This is a genomic window from Rhodococcus koreensis (assembly GCF_017068375.1).
GTDB lineage: Bacteria > Actinomycetota > Actinomycetes > Mycobacteriales > Mycobacteriaceae > Rhodococcus_F > Rhodococcus_F koreensis.
The window spans coordinates 3493406-3509907 of sequence record NZ_CP070609.1 but is presented as its reverse complement, the minus strand read 5'-3'; the positions used below and the strand labels follow the sequence as shown (position 1 = coordinate 3509907).

General features: G+C 67.3%; 13 protein-coding genes. 8 read left to right on the top strand and 5 right to left on the bottom strand.

Annotated elements, in window-relative coordinates:
* Nucleotides 1–49: 49 nt before the first annotated feature.
* Nucleotides 50–1483, top strand: coding sequence for an MmgE/PrpD family protein (locus tag JWS14_RS16215; protein ID WP_072944482.1), 1434 nt, complete (start codon nucleotides 50–52; stop codon nucleotides 1481–1483).
* 58 nt (nucleotides 1484–1541) lie between these two features.
* Here the strand turns inward: JWS14_RS16215 and JWS14_RS16210 are convergent, their stop codons facing one another.
* Entirely contained in the window at nucleotides 1542–1820 is a 279-nt protein-coding gene (locus JWS14_RS16210) for a WhiB family transcriptional regulator (RefSeq protein WP_072944483.1), read from the bottom strand.
* A gap of 157 nt (nucleotides 1821–1977) precedes the next feature.
* Complete coding sequence (locus tag JWS14_RS16205) at nucleotides 1978–3309, bottom strand: MFS transporter (protein WP_241031365.1); 1332 nt, start codon at nucleotides 3307–3309, stop codon at nucleotides 1978–1980.
* 211 nt (nucleotides 3310–3520) lie between these two features.
* Between JWS14_RS16205 and JWS14_RS16200 the strand changes: the two genes are divergently transcribed.
* Genes JWS14_RS16200 through JWS14_RS16170 form a run of 7 tightly spaced genes read left to right on the top strand, consistent with a single transcriptional unit; the run spans nucleotide 3521 to nucleotide 11669 of the window.
* Nucleotides 3521–3985: a MaoC family dehydratase gene (locus JWS14_RS16200; RefSeq protein WP_037229976.1), complete on the top strand. Its 465-nt coding sequence runs from the start codon at nucleotides 3521–3523 to the stop codon at nucleotides 3983–3985.
* 51 nt (nucleotides 3986–4036) lie between these two features.
* Nucleotides 4037–5986, top strand: coding sequence for an AMP-binding protein (locus JWS14_RS16195; protein WP_072944484.1), 1950 nt, complete (start codon nucleotides 4037–4039; stop codon nucleotides 5984–5986).
* A gap of 10 nt (nucleotides 5987–5996) precedes the next feature.
* Nucleotides 5997–7163: an acyl-CoA dehydrogenase family protein gene (locus JWS14_RS16190; RefSeq protein ID WP_072944485.1), complete on the top strand. Its 1167-nt coding sequence runs from the start codon at nucleotides 5997–5999 to the stop codon at nucleotides 7161–7163.
* 25 nt (nucleotides 7164–7188) lie between these two features.
* On the top strand, nucleotides 7189–8310 hold the full coding sequence (locus JWS14_RS16185) for a CaiB/BaiF CoA transferase family protein (RefSeq protein ID WP_206013783.1): 1122 nt from the start codon (nucleotides 7189–7191) through the stop codon (nucleotides 8308–8310).
* Nucleotides 8311–8363: 53 nt separating this feature from the next.
* Nucleotides 8364–9155: an enoyl-CoA hydratase/isomerase family protein gene (locus JWS14_RS16180; RefSeq protein ID WP_072944489.1), complete on the top strand. Its 792-nt coding sequence runs from the start codon at nucleotides 8364–8366 to the stop codon at nucleotides 9153–9155.
* Nucleotides 9152–10306, top strand: a complete 1155-nt coding sequence (locus JWS14_RS16175; protein WP_206013782.1) for a CaiB/BaiF CoA transferase family protein — start codon at nucleotides 9152–9154, stop codon at nucleotides 10304–10306. Before JWS14_RS16180 ends, JWS14_RS16175 begins: the two co-directional genes overlap by 4 nt.
* Nucleotides 10307–10322: 16 nt before the next feature.
* Entirely contained in the window at nucleotides 10323–11669 is a 1347-nt protein-coding gene (locus JWS14_RS16170; protein ID WP_206013781.1) for a phenylacetate--CoA ligase family protein, read from the top strand.
* Nucleotides 11670–11690: 21 nt separating this feature from the next.
* Here the strand turns inward: JWS14_RS16170 and JWS14_RS16165 are convergent, their stop codons facing one another.
* From JWS14_RS16165 to JWS14_RS16155, 3 genes are read right to left on the bottom strand one after another with little or no spacing between them, the layout of a single operon-like run.
* A complete protein-coding gene (locus JWS14_RS16165) occupies nucleotides 11691–13205 on the bottom strand; it encodes a sugar ABC transporter ATP-binding protein (RefSeq protein ID WP_206013780.1) in 1515 nt (504 codons plus the stop codon).
* Nucleotides 13206–13216: 11 nt separating this feature from the next.
* On the bottom strand, nucleotides 13217–14302 hold the full coding sequence (locus JWS14_RS16160) for a hypothetical protein (RefSeq protein ID WP_072944499.1): 1086 nt from the start codon (nucleotides 14300–14302) through the stop codon (nucleotides 13217–13219).
* Nucleotides 14299–16491: an ABC transporter permease gene (locus JWS14_RS16155; RefSeq protein ID WP_083395721.1), complete on the bottom strand. Its 2193-nt coding sequence runs from the start codon at nucleotides 16489–16491 to the stop codon at nucleotides 14299–14301. Before JWS14_RS16155 ends, JWS14_RS16160 begins: the two co-directional genes overlap by 4 nt.
* Nucleotides 16492–16502: the final 11 nt, after the last annotated feature.

Here is a 16502-nt window from a genome sequence, read left to right as displayed (position 1 = left end):
CCGAAGCCAACGTCACACCCACCATCACAGCAAGAAGAGGAAGAATCTGATGCCGACAATTGTCGAAGAACTCGCGGATTTCGCCGCGGGCGCCGAAGGGCGATCACTCCCGGGTGACGTGGTTGCCGAGTCCAAGCGGATTCTGCTGGACACCCTCGGCTGCGCGGTGGCATCGCTCGGCGACGCGGGTGCGCAACGCGGTGTCGAGTACGGCCAATTCCTCGGTGGTGCGGGCGGTTCGGCGTCGATCATCGGGACGGGCACGAAGACGTCGGTACCCGGTGCGGCTTTCGCCAACGCCGAATTGGTCAACGCGCTCGACCAGGACGCGGTCCTGCCGCCCGGTCACGTGACCCCCTACGTGGTGCCCGGTGCGTTGGCGACCGCCGAGGCCCTGCACTCCTCGGGTGAGCGACTGCTCACGGCGATAGCGGTGGCGCACGAGATGTCGTACCGCATCGGCAAGGCCACCGACTATCTGCGCGACATCAAAGACGGTGTGGTGACCATTCCGAAGGTCATCGGCTACAGCAGCACGCTGTTCGGTGCGGCGGCCGCGATCGGCGTCGTCAAGGGGTTCGGCAATGAGACGCTGGCCGATGCGCTCGGGATCATGGGCTCGACGATGCCGACCAACACCCAGCGGGCATGGATGATGCACGCGCCGTCGACCACGATCAAATACCAGCTCGCCGGGGGTATGGCCCTGTCGGCCGTGACGGCCGCGAGCCTGGCCGAACTCGGGCACACCGGTGACCACCAGATGCTCGACGACCGCGAGTACGGTTTTCCCCGATTCATCGGGACCTCGCGCTGGGAGCCGGCGCCCATCACCGCGGGTCTCGGGACGGAGTGGACCTTCACCCCGTTCCAGTCGTTCAAGCCGTATCCCCACTGCCGGGTGATGCACGCGCTGTTCGATGCCCTCACCGAGATCATCGAGGTCAACGACATCAAGCCCGACGAGATCGAGGCCATCAACGCCTGGGGCGAGAGCTTCGTGATGCAGCCGGTGTGGGTCAACGAGACCATCCGCAATCCGCGTGACGCGCAGTTCAGCATGACCCACGGCCTTGCCCTCGCCGCCCACCGGATTCCCCCCGGCAAGGACTGGCAGACGCCGGAAGCGGTCCTCGACCCGTCCGTCCTCGAGCTCACCACGAAGACGACTTTTCAGGAACACCCCGACTACACCGCGGCACTGGCGAGCAACCCGGCCGCACGCCGATCGCGCATCGAGGTCCATGCGCGCGGCACCCGGTTCTCCGGCGAACGCGGCTACCCCAAGGGCAGTCCATCCCCCGACCCGGTCACCTACATGACCGACGACGAACTGATCGCCAAGTTCCGCCACAACATCGACGGAGTAGGAGTAGTGGGCGACGCGGACGCGGACGCCGTCATCGAGGCCGTGTACGACCTCGAGAACGTCGACGACATCTCGACAATCCTGAATCGGTTGCAGCCCAATACCGCTGACTGATCGGATCGGTACACAGCGCCGCCCTTGCCGGAGACTGGCGAGGGCGGCGCCGATGTGTCTACCGCTGCCAGCGGCTCCACTTTCTTGCAGCGCCGAGTTCCCTCGGGGTCAATCCGCCCCACACGCCGTGTTGTTCGCCGAAACGGATGGCGTACTGACGGCATTCGTTGATCACCGGGCAGCGTCGGCAGATGTTCTTCGCGATACTCTCGCGCTGAAGTTGCGAATTCCTATTGTCCTCGTCGAGGTAGAAGACGGCGATATCCATGCCGCGGCACCGCGCACGCAGCCGCCATTCCTCCGGGGTGGCTTCCAGTGCGGCGTGCGATGCTGTCACGGGACGCGCTCCGATCGTTCGACGAGTACAGTTAAAACATAATATATTGAATGCCGGAAAGGGGCAGCGGCTCGAGATAACTCCGACGGGACAGACGTTTGTGCGCAGTACTCCTGGCTGCTGCCGGAAGTACTGCGCACATCGGATCGCCTGTGGGTCAGCGGGTGACGCGGAGGCGCTCGCGATCACGCGCCGGGTCGGCGAGAATCAGCGCGAGAACCGCGACGACGGCACCCACGATGCCCAGGCACTGGAACGCCGCCTGGTACCCGTCGATCTTGCTTGCCGAGGCGTCGACGACGATCCCCATCGACCACGGTCCGATGATCCCGCCGATCGCTTGCAACGCGAAGAAGGCGCCGATCACGCCTGCTGTCTGGCGCGGCGGGCACGTCGCGATCACCGCGGCATTGAGCAGCGGGAACACCGCAACGACCAGCCCGTACGCCACCGAGACCGCGCAGACCGCGAGGATCGGGGTCCCCAGGGCCGGCAGGCTGAGCAGGAGCACCCCGGCGACGATGACGCCGACGCACGGCACGACCACGCGGACCAGGCGGATCGACAGGCCGCGGCTGATGCCGCGGTCGCTCAGCCAGGATCCGCCGACGAGCGTCGCGAGCCCGACGAAGCTCGGTGCCGCGAACAACGTGCCCGACTCGAGCCGCGAGTACCCCAGACCCTGCTCGAAGTACGACGGCAACCAGGTGAGCACGACGGTCATGAGTGCGTAGGCGCTCATCGCGACGAGGACGGCGGATACGAAGGTCTTCGATGTGAGCAGCCGCCGCCACGCGACCGCCGGCTCGCTGTCGGTGTCGTCCGTCGGCGTGTGCTTGCCGCCGACGGTGTACGGGCCGGGCCGCCAGGTCAGCAGCCACGGGATGCACCACAGCGTGGTTGCGAAAGCGAGCACGAGGATGGCTGCTCGCCACCCGTACTCGGCCACCACGAGCGCGAGGATCGGGACGACGAGCATTTTGGCCAGCATGCTTCCGCTGATGATGAGTGCGCTCGGCAGACCCCGCTTCGCGGGCGCATGCCATGAATAGGCGGCGGTGTGCAGCAGCGCGGATGTCGGCCCTTCGGTGAGGCCGAGGAGCATCCGGCTCGCCAGCAGCACGGCGAATGTCGACCACACGACCAGCGGCAGCATGACGACGCCCCACAGCACGGCGATGATCGCGATGGACCACCGGAGCGCGAGAACCTTGTTGATCGGCCCGGCGAAGAAGCCGCCGAAGCTGAAGGCGAGGAAGAACATGCTGCCGGTGAAGCCGATCTGCGACGCGCTCAGTCCGAGGTCTTCACTGAGCGGTTGCGCTATGAGGCCGAACACCGCCTTGTCGGACGCATTCATGAGGTACAGCACCACGAGCATTCCTGTGATGCCCCAGGCTGTGAGTTTGCGCGGTTCTGGTGTCGGTTCGGACTTGGGGACTTGCTTGGGCGCGAGGTCGGTCATGAGGTCTTCTTCGGTGTTGTTCACGTAAGGGCGTCCTTCAGTCTTGTCTGCGGGATCACACCGTCGACGCTGTGTGTTATGCATCATATACTATTCACCAATAGATGGACTTGCGCAATGCATCAGGCACTAAACATTGCAGCCTTGCGTGCATAATATATTTCTTCTACAGTGAGGCTACGCACTGCAGCGATCGACGGTCGTACTCGTCGTCGCTCGAGAGAAAGGACGTCACATGCCGGGTCTGTACTTCGAGGAATTCGCACCGGGAATGGTCATCGATCACGAGGTGCGCCGCACCGTGACCGAAACCGACAACGTCCTGTTCAGCACGATGACCTTGAACATGGCGCCGCTCCACCTGGATGCGGAGTACAGCAAAGACTCCATCCACGGGCAGCGTTTGGTGAACAGCCTGTTCCTCCTCGGCCTCGTTGCCGGTATCTCGATGCACGACACCACCTACGGGACAACCCTTGGCAACCTCGGCTTCGACTCGATCAAGTTCCCCAAGCCGGTGTTCCACGGTGACACCATCCACGTGCGCACCGAGATCGTGTCGGCCCGGGAATCGAAGAGTCGCAACGACTCCGGCATCGTCACGTTCCGCCATTACGGCATCAACCAGCGCGACGAGATCGTGTGCGACGCCACCCGCGTCGGCCTGATGCTCAAGAAGTCGGCCGACGCGCAGGCCTGATCGCTCACCCCGACCCGACCACCGACAGCCCCAGACGAGGAGAACACAGACATGGGCGACAGTAGCCGGCCCGAGGAGATGGCCTGGATTCCCGGCCCCGCGGTACGTGAGCGCTCGAGGCTGCTCGCCGCGATGAAGAGCTGGGGATTCGGCGCCGATGCCGCCGCCGTCGCCGAGTTGGGCCGTCGCGCCGTCGCCGACCCCGACTGGTTCTGGCGCGAGGCGCTCGCCGACCTCGACGTCGAGTTCTCGGTTCCGTTCGACCGTGTTCTCGACGAGTCCGACGGCAAGGAATTCCCGAGATGGTTCCCGGGTGGCCGGATCAACGTCGCCGAACTGGCGGCCCTCCGGCACGCCCGTGGTGACCTCGCCGGCAAGACCGCGGTGGTCTACGAGGGCGACGGGGGACAGCGGCGCACGCTGACCTTCGCGGAGCTCGGGTCGGAGGTGAGCCGGTTCGCGGCGCACCTCGCGGGCCTGGGAGTGCGCCGCGGGGATCGGGTGGTGCTGTTCATGCCGGTCGTGCCCGAGGCGGCCGTGGCCTTCCTCGCCATCGCGATGATCGGCGCGGTCGCGGTACCCACGTTCAGTGGTTACGCGCCCGACGCCCTGGTCACGCGACTGCAGGATTCGGACGCCGTGCTCCTGGTGACCGCCGACGGCACGACCCGTCGCGACAAGGTCGTCGAGATGAAGGCGACCGCGGACGCCGCACTGGCGCAGGCGCCGTCGGTCCGCTCCGTCGTGGTGATCCGGCATTTGGGCACCGACGTGCCGATGCAGGCCGGCCGCGACGTCTATTACGACGAACTGCCCGCGGATCCGGACCCTGTCGACGTGGCGGACACCGAGTCGAACGACGCGCTGACGATCGTCTACACGTCCGGCACCACGGGCAGGCCGAAGGGAATCGTGCACTCGCACGGCGGTTTCGCGGCCAAGACCGCGGTCGACTTCGCCTACGGCTTCGACGTGCACGCCGACGACGTGGTCTCCTGGATCACCGACCTCGGCTGGCTCGTGGGCCCGATGCTCATGACCGGCCCGCTGCAGCTCGGCGCGACCATCGTGATGATCGAGGGCCTGCCCACCCATCCCACACCGAATCGTATGTGGGAGATCGTGAACCGCAACGGTGTCACCGTGCAGGGCATCGCACCGACGGCGGCACGCGCACTCAAGGCGGCGGGCGACGGCAGCGCTCCGGCGATGCCGACCCTGAAGACGTTCGTCTCCACCGGAGAGGCATGGGACGAGCCGACCTGGTTCTGGCTGTTCGACGAGGTCGGCGGGCGAGAGCGCGCGATCGTCAACTACAGCGGCGGCACCGAGGTCGGCGGCGGCATCCTCGTCGGCTACCCGTTCCTGCCCGCCGCACCGGCGGCGTTCACTGGACCACTGCCCGGCGTCGATGCCGCCGTGCTCGACGACGACGGCACGCCCGTCGTCGGCCGGATCGGCGAACTCGCGGTGCTCAACACGTTCCCTGGAATGACGCACGCCTTCTGGCAGGACCGGGACCGCTACCTGGACACCTATTGGAGTCGCTGGGACGGCGTCTGGGTGCACGGCGATCTCGCGAGCGTCGATGCTGCCGGCATGTGGCGGATCCACGGCCGCTCGGACGACACGATCAAGCTCTCCGGGCGCCGCGTGGGGCCGGCCGAGATCGAGGCGGCGCTGCTGCGTGACAACCGGATCACGGAGGTCGCGGTGATCGGCGTGCCGGACGAGATGCGCGGTCAGCGTGCGGTGGCGTTCGCGGTTCTGCGTGCCGACGGTGTCGACAACGACGACCTGCAGGCGACGGCGCTGGCGAATGCGGGGAAATCCTTTGCGCCCGAAGTCTATGCGGTGCCGACGCTGCCGAAGACGAAGAACGGAAAGATCATGCGCCGCGCCATCCGGTCGCGGTTCATCGGTGCCCCGATCGGCGACATGTCGTCGCTCGACCCGGCGACGCCGCTCGAGGACATTCCCGTGTACGCGGGCGAAGACTAGGAGTACTGAGATGGCAGATTTCGACACCGAAAGCAACATCGAGATCGTCCGCAAGGCGACTCGCGAGCTGGCACGGAAGTTCGACAACAACTACTGGCTCGACAAGGACAACAAGCACGAATACCCCTGGGATTTCATCAAGGCGTTCGCGGACGGGGGCTGGCTCGGCGCGATGATCCCGGAGGAGTACGGCGGAATCGGCCTGGGTCTCCAGGAGGCCGCGGTGATGATGGGCGAGATCGCCTCCTCCGGCGGCGGTATGAGCGGTGGCTCGGCGATCCACTTCTACGTCTTCCCGCCGGCGCCGATAGTCCGGTACGGCTCGGAGGAGATGAAGAAGAAGTATCTCCCAAAGCTGGCCTCGGGTGAGATGCTCACCGCGTTCGGCATCACCGAGCCGACCGCCGGCGTGGACACGTCCCGTATCAAGACCAAGGCGACCAAGGTCGACGGCGGCTGGGTCATCAACGGCCAGAAGGTGTTCATCACCAACGCTCAGAACGCGCACCGCATCCTGCTGCTTGCCCGCACGTCGCCGCGGCGTGACGACAAGCCGCTGCACGGGATGACGATCTTCTTCGCCGAACTCGACCCCAAGCACGTCACGATCCGCGAGATCGACAAGCTCGGGCGCGCGGCCATCGACACCAACGAACTGTTCATCGACAATCTGTTCGTGGCCGACGAGGACGTGGTCGGCGAGGTCGACAAGGGCTTCTACTACATCATCGACGGACTCAACCCCGAACGCATCGTCGTCGCGATGGAGGGCATCGGCCTCGGTCGCGCGGCGCTCGAGATCGGCACCGAGTACGCGAAGAACCGGGTGGTGTTCGATCGCCCGATCGGCCAGAACCAGGCCGTCGCCCATCCGCTCGCGGACTCGTGGATCCGTCTCGAGGCCGCCGAGCGGATGGCGATGCACGCCGCGAAGCTGTTCGACGACAAGCAGGAGTGCGGGCACGAGGCCGCGGCGGCGAAGTACCTCGGCGCCGAGGCCGGCTTCGAAGCGTGCGACCGGGTGTTCTCGACACTGGGCGGTTACGCGTACGCGAAGGAGTACCACATCGAGCGGCTGTGGCGGGAGGTGCGACTCCTGCGCAACGCGCCGTTCTCGCAGGAGATGGTGCGCAACTACGTCTCGCAGCAGGTGCTCGGCCTGCCGCGGTCGTACTGAGCCCCACTTACGAAGGAGTGTGACGATGACCGGTCCGCTGGCTGGAGTCCGGGCGCTGGTGCTCGCGGGAATGGGTCCGGTGCCGTATGTCTCGATGCTGCTCGCCGACATGGGAGCCGATGTGGTGCGGGTGGTGCGGCCCCCGAACCGGTCGGCCCGCGCCCTCAGCCAGACGGACGGTCTCACCGAGGAAGTCGACGTCGTCAACCGCGGCGTCGACGCGGTGGCCGTCGACCTCAAGGACCCGGCCGGACGTGAGAGTGTGCTGCGCCTGGCCGAAGCCGCGGACGTCTTCATCGAGGGATACCGGCCCGGCGTGACCGAACGGCTCGGGCTCGGACCGGACGAGGTGATGGCACGCAACGATCGCCTCGTCTACGTGCGCTTGACCGGCTACGGACAGACCGGTCCGCGGTCGCGGGACGCCGGACACGACATCAACTACGTGGCGCAGTCCGGCGCGTTGCACGCCATGGCACGGTCCGACAGTGCGCCGCGGCCGCCGATCAACCTGCTCGGTGACTACGCGGCGGGCGGCGCCATGGGCGCGTACGGCATTGCGTGCGCCCTGGTCTCCGCCGCCCGAACGGGGCGGGGGCAGGTGATCGACGCGGCGATGGTCGACGGCGTCGCGGCCCTGACCGCCAAGCTGCAGGGTCTGCGCGCCGCGGGCCTCTACTCGGACGATCCGGGGACGAACTTTCTCGACTCCGGAGCACCGTTCTACGACACCTACCGGTGCGCGGAAGGCGGCTACATCGCCGTCGGCGCGCTCGAACCCGACTTCTACCGGGAGTTCACCTCGCGGCTCGGCCCCGATACCGACGACTGGCCCGACCAGAACGACCGCGCCGCGTGGCCGCATCTGCGCAAGCTCATCGGCGACGCTGTCGAGCGCCGCACCCGCGACGAATGGGAGAAGGTATTCGCGGGTACCGATGCCTGCGTCACCCCGGTGCTCACGTTCGACGAGGCCGCCGTGGATCCCCACAACACCCAGCGCGGCGTGTACCGGACCGTCGGCGGTGTCCTGCATCCGATGCCCGCGCCGCGTTTCAGCGGCACACCCGCTCGCGAACCCGAGACGCCGCGGGTGGGCACGGTCGCGACCGCGGATGTCGCGTCGCGGTGGGACGTCGGCGCCTGACCGAGCTGCCGGCGCACCGATCGACCCGAGAATTTCCCAGGAAGGAAGCAACAGTGACCAGCTACGAGGACTTCACGTCCGTGAAGGTAGACCGCCCGGAAGAAGGCATTCTCCGCATCATGCTGGACGGGCCGAACCTCAACGCGGTGGGCCCGGACGCGCACCGCGAGCTGGCCGACATCTGGCCGGTGATCGGTCTCGACCAGTCGGTGCGCGTCGTGGTCATCCGCGGCGCCGGCGACCGGGCGTTCTCGGCGGGAGGCAGCTTCGATCTCGTCGAGGCCATGATCGGCGACTACTCGTCGCGGACCCGGGTGATGCGTGAGGCACGCGACCTGGTGCGCAACATCATCGAGGTCCCGCAGCCGATCGTCTCCGCAATCAACGGACCGGCCGCCGGTGCCGGCCTCGTGGCCGCGCTGCTCGCCGACATCTCGGTGGCGGGCCGCCGCGCGAAGATCGTCGACGGCCACGTCCGGCTGGGTGTCGCCGCCGGGGATCACGCGGCCATTTGCTGGCCGCTGCTGACGAGCATGGCGAAGGCCAAGTACCACCTGCTCACCAACGAGGTGCTCACCGGCGAGGAGGCGGAGCGGATCGGCATGGTGTCGCTGTGCGTCGACGACGACCAGGTGCAGGACCGGGCGATGGAGATCGCGCGGAAGCTGGCCGCCGGCTCCCGGACCGGGATCCAGGGCACCAAGATGGCGCTCAACGGCTGGTACCGACAGGCCATGCCGATCTTCGACGCCTCGCTGGGCTTGGAGTTCTTCGGTTTCGGTGGTCCGGACGTGGTCGAGGGCGTGTCCTCGTTCCGCGAGAAGAGGGAGCCGAAGTTCACGTGACCGCAACCGAACAACGAACGCAGGGTCCGCTGGCCGGCATCACCGTGGTCGGGCTGGAGCAGGCGATCTCGGCGCCGCTGTGCACGCGCCACCTCGCGGACCTCGGGGCCCGGGTGATCAAGGTGGAGGCCCCTGGCTTCGGCGACTCGACGCGCGCCTACGACTCCGTCGTCGGCGGGATGTCGGCGCACTTCACGTGGCTGAACCACGGCAAGGAGTCGGCGGCGCTGGACCTCAAGTCCGCAACCGACCTGGGCACCTTCCTGAACATTCTCGCCACCGCCGACGTCGTGGTCAGCAACCTCGCGCCCGGCGCGCTCGACCGGTTGGGAATCGGTACCCGGGACCTCTCGCGTGACTACCCGCGGCTGATCGTCGTGGACATCTCCGGCTACGGCAAGGGTGGCCCCCTCGACCACAAGCGGGCCTACGACCTGCTCATCCAGGCGGAGGGCGGCTCCTGCAGCATCACCGGCGCACAGGGGCAGCCGGCCAAGCCGGGCATCCCGGTGGCCGACGTCGGCACGGCGCTGTACGCGTACTCCGCCGTGCTCGCCGCGCTCTACGACCGGGAGCGGACCGGCAGGGGAGCGGTCATCCCGATCGCCATGCTCGACACCGTAGCCGAGATGATGGGGTTCGCCCTCAATCAGGTGATCCACGCCGGCACCGAGCCGGTGCCCGTCGGTATGGGCTCACCGATGATCGCGCCCTACGGCGCGTACCCCACCTCCGACGGGCAGACCGCGGTGCTCGGGACCACAAACGACCGCGAGTGGGGACGCCTCGCCGAGATGATCGGCCGGCCGGAACTCGCCGACGAACCCCGATACGCGCACAACGACACTCGCGTCGAGGCGCGTGACGAGCTGGACGCGGTCGTGGGGGCGTGGTGCGCCGAGCACACGCTTGCGGAGATCCAGAAGACGGCGGACGCCGCGGGGATCGGCAACGCCCGGCTCAACAGCGTGCGCGACCTGGCCGAGCACCCGCAGCTCGTCGAGCGCGGACGGTGGCGCGAGGTGGGTACCCCGTCCGGCCCGGTGCCTGCGCTGCTGCCGCCCGCGGTGGCCGACGGGTGGCCGGTGCGCAGCGGCGCGGTGCCCGCCCTCGGCGCGCACACCGACGCCATCAGGGCCGAATTCGAGTAGGAAGAGGGATCGCACCATGGCTGTTCCTCATTCGTCACGGCACTGGAGCGCGGTCGAATCGCTCACTCCCGGCGACGCTGCGGATCTGCAGAACCGTCGGCTGCGCGAGCAACTCGACTATCTGGCCGCCCGCAGCGACTTCTACAAGGCGAAGTTCGCCGAGCATTCCGTCGACGTCACCCGTGTGCGGACGGTGGAGGACCTCGCGGGGCTGCCGTTCACCGAGAAGCAGGAACTGCGGGACAGCCTGGCGGCCACGCCGCCGCTGGGCAACCACGTCGCGGCGGAGGCCGCCGACATCGTGCAGATCCAGGCGTCGTCGGGCACTACCGGCAGCCCATCCTACGTCGGGTTGACGCGGCGCGACATCGACGTCTGGTCCGAGCTCGGAGCGCGGGCACTGTACGCCAACGGTTTTCGTCCCGGTGACCGGTTGCTTCACGGGTTCGGTATGAGCAAGGGCTTCGTCGGCGGGATCCCCGTCGTGCAGATGGCGCAGTACATGGGCATCGTCGACATTCCGATCGGCGCGGAGGCGGGCGCGGAGCGACTCCTGCGGGTGCAGGCGGACCAGCGGCCCGGTGCGCTGATCGGCACGCCGAACTTTCTGGCGTATCTGGCCGAGCAGGCGCCGGCGATCCTCGGCCTGCGGGCCCGCGATCTGGGTGTGCGCGCGATCAGTGTGGGCGGCGAACCCGGTGGCGGCCTGCCCGCCGTGCGCTGCAAGCTCGAGTCGTTGTGGGGTGCCACATCACGGGAGATGCTGGGCGGCACCGATATCGCCTGCATCTACTGGGGCGAGTGCGAGGCCGGCGACGGAATGCACTTCCTCTCCCCGGACCTGATGGTGGCCGAGCTGATCGATCCGGAGACCGACGAGATCGTCGCGCCCGTGCCCGGCGCGCAGGGTGAGTTGGTGTACACGGCGCTCCGCAGGCAGGCGTCGCCGCTGCTGCGGTTCCGCACCCGCGACCACGTGGTCGTCACCGGCACCGACTGCGCATGCGGCCGCACCGGGTACAAGGTGCGGTGCGTCGGCCGGACCGACGACATGCTGATCGTGCGCGGCATCAACCTCTTTCCGTCCGCGGTCAAGCAATTGGTGTCGGAGCTGACGCCGGCCACCACCGGCGAGATGCGGATCCGCGTCGACTTCGAGGGGCATTCGACCCAGAAGCCGCTCATGCTGGTCGTGGAGTATTCCGACGGACTCGGTACCGAGCAGCAGGACGACCTGCGGTCGTCGATCGAGCAGCGGGTCCGGTCGGCGCTGGGCGTCAAGGCGGCGGTCGAGCTCGTGCCCGAGCGCACCCTCGCGCGACCGGACCACGTCAAGGTGAATCTCATCGAACGGGTGTCGTGACGGAGGCCGTGACGCCGCGCGTCAGTGGACCGCCGCGAACATGAGGCTCTCCTCGTCGGCTTCCTCCGGCGAGAACTCGGCTGCGATGCTGCCCGCGCGTGCTACCAGGACCCGATCGGACAGCGCCTGGATCTCGGGCAGGTAGGACGAGATGACCACCACCGCGACTCCGTCGTCGGCGAGAGCGCGAATCATCGCGTGAAGCTCCGGAATCGTGCCCAGATCCACACCGCGGGTCGGCTCGTCGATGATCGCGACCAGCGGCTTGCGGGTCAGTCCCTTGGCGAGTACGACCTTCTGCTGATTTCCGCCGCTCAGCTCCTCGAGGGTGGCCTTGTCGGGTGCGAGGGTGCGAACCTCGAACTGGTCGACGAACCGCTGCGCCACCGTCTTCCGGACACGGGGGCGGAACAGGAACGGCAGGCGGAGTGCGCTGCACAGGTGGCCGAGATAGATGTTGTCCGCGATCGTCAGATGGCTGAAGAAGCCGGACGCCTTGCGGTCCTCGGTGATGTAGACGATGCCGGCCCGCCGCGCGTGCCGCGGTGTTCGGAAGCGGACCGGTTTTCCGTTGAGCTGCACCGTGCCACCGCGGAGGCGACGACGCTTCGTGATGCCGCTGATGATCATCGCGACCTCGCTGCGCCCCGCACCGACCAGCCCGTAGAGGCCGACGATCTCACCCGCGTAGGCGGAGAACGCCATGTTACGCACAGCGGGCAGCAGTGTCAGGTCCTCGACCTGCAGCGTCGGCGTCGGTTCCGGTGTGCGGCCCGGCAGCACGCGTCCCATTTCGACGGTGCGGCCCACCATCATCTTGACTACCCGGTCGTGGGTGAACTCCGGCTTCGCCAGGGTCCCCTGGACCACGCCGTCGCGCAGGACGGTGATGCGATCCGCCTGCTCGAACGCCTCGTCGAGCATGTGGGTGATGAAGATGACGCCGATCCCGCGCCGCGCGAGACTCCGCATCGACATGAACAACTGCAACCGTTCTTCGGGTGTCACCGATGCGGTCGGTTCGTCGAGGATCACCAGGTCCGCATTCCGATGGACCGCGCGGGCAATCTCCACCATCTGCTTCTGGCCCACACCGAGTGAACCGGCCGCCACGTCGGGGCGGATGTGGAAGTTGTGCGATTCGAGTAGTTCTCGGGCAATGACATTGAGGTGACCGAGGTTGTTGAACACTTTCTCGTCGCCCATGAATAGATTCTGCGCGACCGTCATCGACTCGACGAGGGACCCTTCTTGGTAGACCATCGCCACACCGGCTTCCACCGATTCGCGCGGTGTCGCGAACGTTCGCTCCCGTCCGGAGATCTCGAGAGTGCCGGTGTCGTGCGCGACCGCGCCCGAGATGATCTTCACCATCGTCGACTTCCCGGCACCGTTCTCACCCAGTACGGCGTGGACCTCGCCCGGGCGGACATCGAAGTCGACTCCGGCGAGCGCGTGGGTTCCGTTGTAGCTCTTGCCGACGTTCGTCAACCGGATCACCGGCGCGGCGGATGAGCCACTCGCTACCTTTGGCATCGTTGCCATCCTCATCTGTTGTGCTCTTGTAGGTTCAGCAGATTCCCGTACCCGCACGCCGCGGCGATCACCTGTCCGTCCCGGACGGCGACACCGGTGACGCCGTGACGGTTGCTGTCGACGCGGGCATGGGCGCTCTCGACGACTCTGCCCGTGCGGTCCATGCGGAACACGAGCCCGCAGGAGCGGGCGGGCGCCCAGCTCTTCACGACCCCGAGCACCCGCAGCTGTCCCATCTGCATCGTCTCCGTGAAGGGGTCCTCGCTGTGCAGGCGCGGGACGAACCATTCGTCGCGGCTGATCGTGCCGATCATCTCGGCAAGCACCTCGGGTTCGTCGAGCAGCATCTCCGTGACCCGGTTGCGTACATACGGCGCGGCGAACCAGTAGCCGCCGTCGTCGGCGCTCACCCGACCGGGGTAGATCGGAAGGTTCGCCGTCATCGTGCGCCCCCGGTCGCCGAGTGCCGTGAGTTCGCGCAGTTCGACGCGGTGCTCCAGGCTGATCGACACGAGCACGTCGCGGTCGGAGGCCATACCGATCCCCGACGGCCATGCCAGGCCTTCGGCAACCACCCGTGCCCGGGCCCCGTCCACCCGCACGATCTGTCCGGACCGGTCGCCGGTGACCAGGGCCCGTGCCCACTCCGCGGACTGCCCGGTGGTCGAGCCGACGGCCACGAGCAGGGCGGCGTCGGGAGTCCCCGTCAGCGCGGTCACGCACGAGGTGACCGACGGGTCCGTGCAGATCTCCGCGACCGCACCGGACGGTGAGATCGCACAGAGCCCGCGACCCTCGACCGCAGCGACGACCTCGTCGCCGACGGCCGCGAGGGCCGCGACCCTGCCGGAGAACTCGGCGCGGAGAACAACCTCACCGTCGTGGTAGTCGAACACGACGTTGCCACTGCTGAAAGCCGCAGCGCCGGACCGGGTGATTACCACGTCGTCGGGCTCGTACCGCCCGGGAGGCAAGAGTTCCGTTGCCTCGTCCAACCGGAGATTGGGGCGCAGCCCGGTGTCCATCGGCGGCACGGTGCGGTGCCTGCCCCGATTCGGGTTGATCCATTCTCTGAGGGTGCTCAGGGTCGAACTCATCGGGTGACCTCCTCGGGAGTGCGCGTGCGAGCGGTCCCCGGCACCGCCGAGGGATCGATGGTGCCGACTTCACTCGGGTCGAGTACCAGCCGGCCGATACGGTTGTTGCTGACGCCGCACAGGTACAGCGCACCGTCGCGTTCCTTCGCCGCGGTGACCATCGGATAGTTCTCCATCGACTCGTCCCAGAGCACCGACAGGATCTCGCCGCGGTCACTGAACTTGATCACGCACGAGACGTTGAGCTGTGGCACCACCCAGTTGTCCACGGACACCTCGCGGGTCATCCTGCGGCGGACCGCGGGGTACTTCCCGAGTAGATCGGACATCTGGGTGCGCATGGCGCACAACGGCATCCAGTAGTTGCCATCAGACGACCTGTTGATGTTGTCCGGGTAGCCGGGCAGGTTCTCCAGTACCGGTTCGAGCTGCCCCGTCTTCGGCCCGGAGATCCACAGCCGATCGATGCGACACAAGCCGGTGCTCGCGATGAGGATCGACTCGCCGTCGTGTGCGGTGCAGATGCCGTTGGGGAAGACGTAGTTGGACACGACCACCTCGGTCTTGCCGTCGGGAGTGACTCGGATGACCCGGCCGTTGGGCCGGAACTCGACGAGCTCGAGCAGGAAGTCGGCTGTGTTGGTCCGTGTGGAGAAGTCGGAGGCGTAGATCGAGCCGTCGGGAGCGATGTCGAGATCGTCGATGGCTCGCAGGCCCGAATCGTCGATGAGTGACAGGGGACTGCGCGTGACCTTGTTGGCGACGAGTTCCGGTTCGCCGTCGCTCCCGATGCGGTAGATACCCATGCCACCCACCGCGACGACGAGGCGACCCTCCGCATCCCAGACGTGTCCGCACGGGAATCCGCCGGTGCGGGAGAAGATCTCGCCCTCGGTGTCGTCGATGCCGCGGAACCGCCACACCCAGCCGCGCTGGTCCCCGCAGTACACGTTGCCGTCCGAGTCGACCGCACAGTCCTCCGCTCCCCGGATCTTGCCGAGGCCGACCGGCGGCGCATCGGTGAGCCGCCGGTTCAGCGACCACACGGTGCCCGGTTCGGTGACGTCGACCAGCGGGCCGAGGGACAGGCGGGCCGGATCGATCTTCAGCTTCTCGACCGCCCGCTGCCGGTACTTCCCCCACTGCAGATCGAGGATCGTGAACATCAGCAGCACGGCCGCGAGAATGACAGTGTAGTAGGACCCCTGCGCGCCGTCGGCGACGGTGGCCTGCTGGATGATGGCAACCACGACGACGCCGACCGTCGCGCGGAGCACCGAACCACGCCCGCCCTTCAGGCTCACCCCACCGAGGACGACCGCGGTCAGCACGATGATCTCCCAACCCCGTCCGATATTGGGATCGGTACGACTGAGCCGTGCCGACGTCAGGATCGCAGCTGTGCCGGCCAACGCGCCGGACAGCACATACGTCCAGAAGGTCACGGCGGTAACCGGAATGCCGTTACGACGCGCCGAGCGCCGGTCGGATCCGGTCGCCGTCACCCACCAGCCCCAACGTGAGCGCGTCAGTGCCAGGTGCACGACGATCAGCGCCACCGCGAAGACGAACCACTCGGTGGGGATCCCGATGATCGTGCCGTTGCTGAAGAAGTCCCATACGAGAGACTGCTTGCCGATGCCGATCTGGGTGCTGTACGCGTTCTGCAGTGCGGCTGCCGCCCCGCCGAACGCGATGAGTGTGACGAGGGTGGTGATGAACGGGCGCATCCGCCGATGGGCGATGAGGTACCCGTTGACCGACCCGAGTAACGCCCCGAGCACTATCCCCGCCGGGACGACGACCGCGGTCGGCCACATCCAGACCCGGTCGGCGACCATCGCGCCGAGCGCGCAGACGCCCACCATCGATCCGATCGACAGGTCGATGCCGCCGCCGACGAGGACGACCGTCAGGCCGACTGCGAGCAGGCCCCACTCGGCTACCTCGTCGAGTATCAGCGGTGCGTTGGCCGCGCCGACGTTGGTCGTCGCCAGGACATACACGCACAGTGCGAGTGCCAGCACGAGTGGGACGGCACCCTCCATCCACCGCTTCTCGAACAGGTCGGAGATGGTGCGGAACCGCGGGATACGTTCGGCCGGCCGACCTCCGGTCAGGGGGAAGGCATCGATGCCGCGGCGAAGTGGACCGAAGCCGCTGCGGCGCAAAGTAGTCGATGTTGTCATCAGGTATCGGT

What these genes read in the sequence shown, in the direction of transcription:
- JWS14_RS16170 (WP_206013781.1), top strand. Translation starts at nt 10,323, where the DNA reads ATGGCTGTTCCTCATTCGTCACGGCACTGGAGCGCGGTCGAATCGCTC.
- JWS14_RS16215 (WP_072944482.1), top strand. Translation starts at nt 50, where the DNA reads ATGCCGACAATTGTCGAAGAACTCGCGGATTTCGCCGCGGGCGCCGAA.
- JWS14_RS16155 (WP_083395721.1), bottom strand. Translation starts at nt 16,491, where the DNA reads ATGACAACATCGACTACTTTGCGCCGCAGCGGCTTCGGTCCACTTCGC.
- JWS14_RS16195 (WP_072944484.1), top strand. Translation starts at nt 4,037, where the DNA reads ATGGGCGACAGTAGCCGGCCCGAGGAGATGGCCTGGATTCCCGGCCCC.
- JWS14_RS16185 (WP_206013783.1), top strand. Translation starts at nt 7,189, where the DNA reads ATGACCGGTCCGCTGGCTGGAGTCCGGGCGCTGGTGCTCGCGGGAATG.
- JWS14_RS16165 (WP_206013780.1), bottom strand. Translation starts at nt 13,205, where the DNA reads ATGCCAAAGGTAGCGAGTGGCTCATCCGCCGCGCCGGTGATCCGGTTG.
- JWS14_RS16160 (WP_072944499.1), bottom strand. Translation starts at nt 14,302, where the DNA reads ATGAGTTCGACCCTGAGCACCCTCAGAGAATGGATCAACCCGAATCGG.
- JWS14_RS16200 (WP_037229976.1), top strand. Translation starts at nt 3,521, where the DNA reads ATGCCGGGTCTGTACTTCGAGGAATTCGCACCGGGAATGGTCATCGAT.
- JWS14_RS16190 (WP_072944485.1), top strand. Translation starts at nt 5,997, where the DNA reads ATGGCAGATTTCGACACCGAAAGCAACATCGAGATCGTCCGCAAGGCG.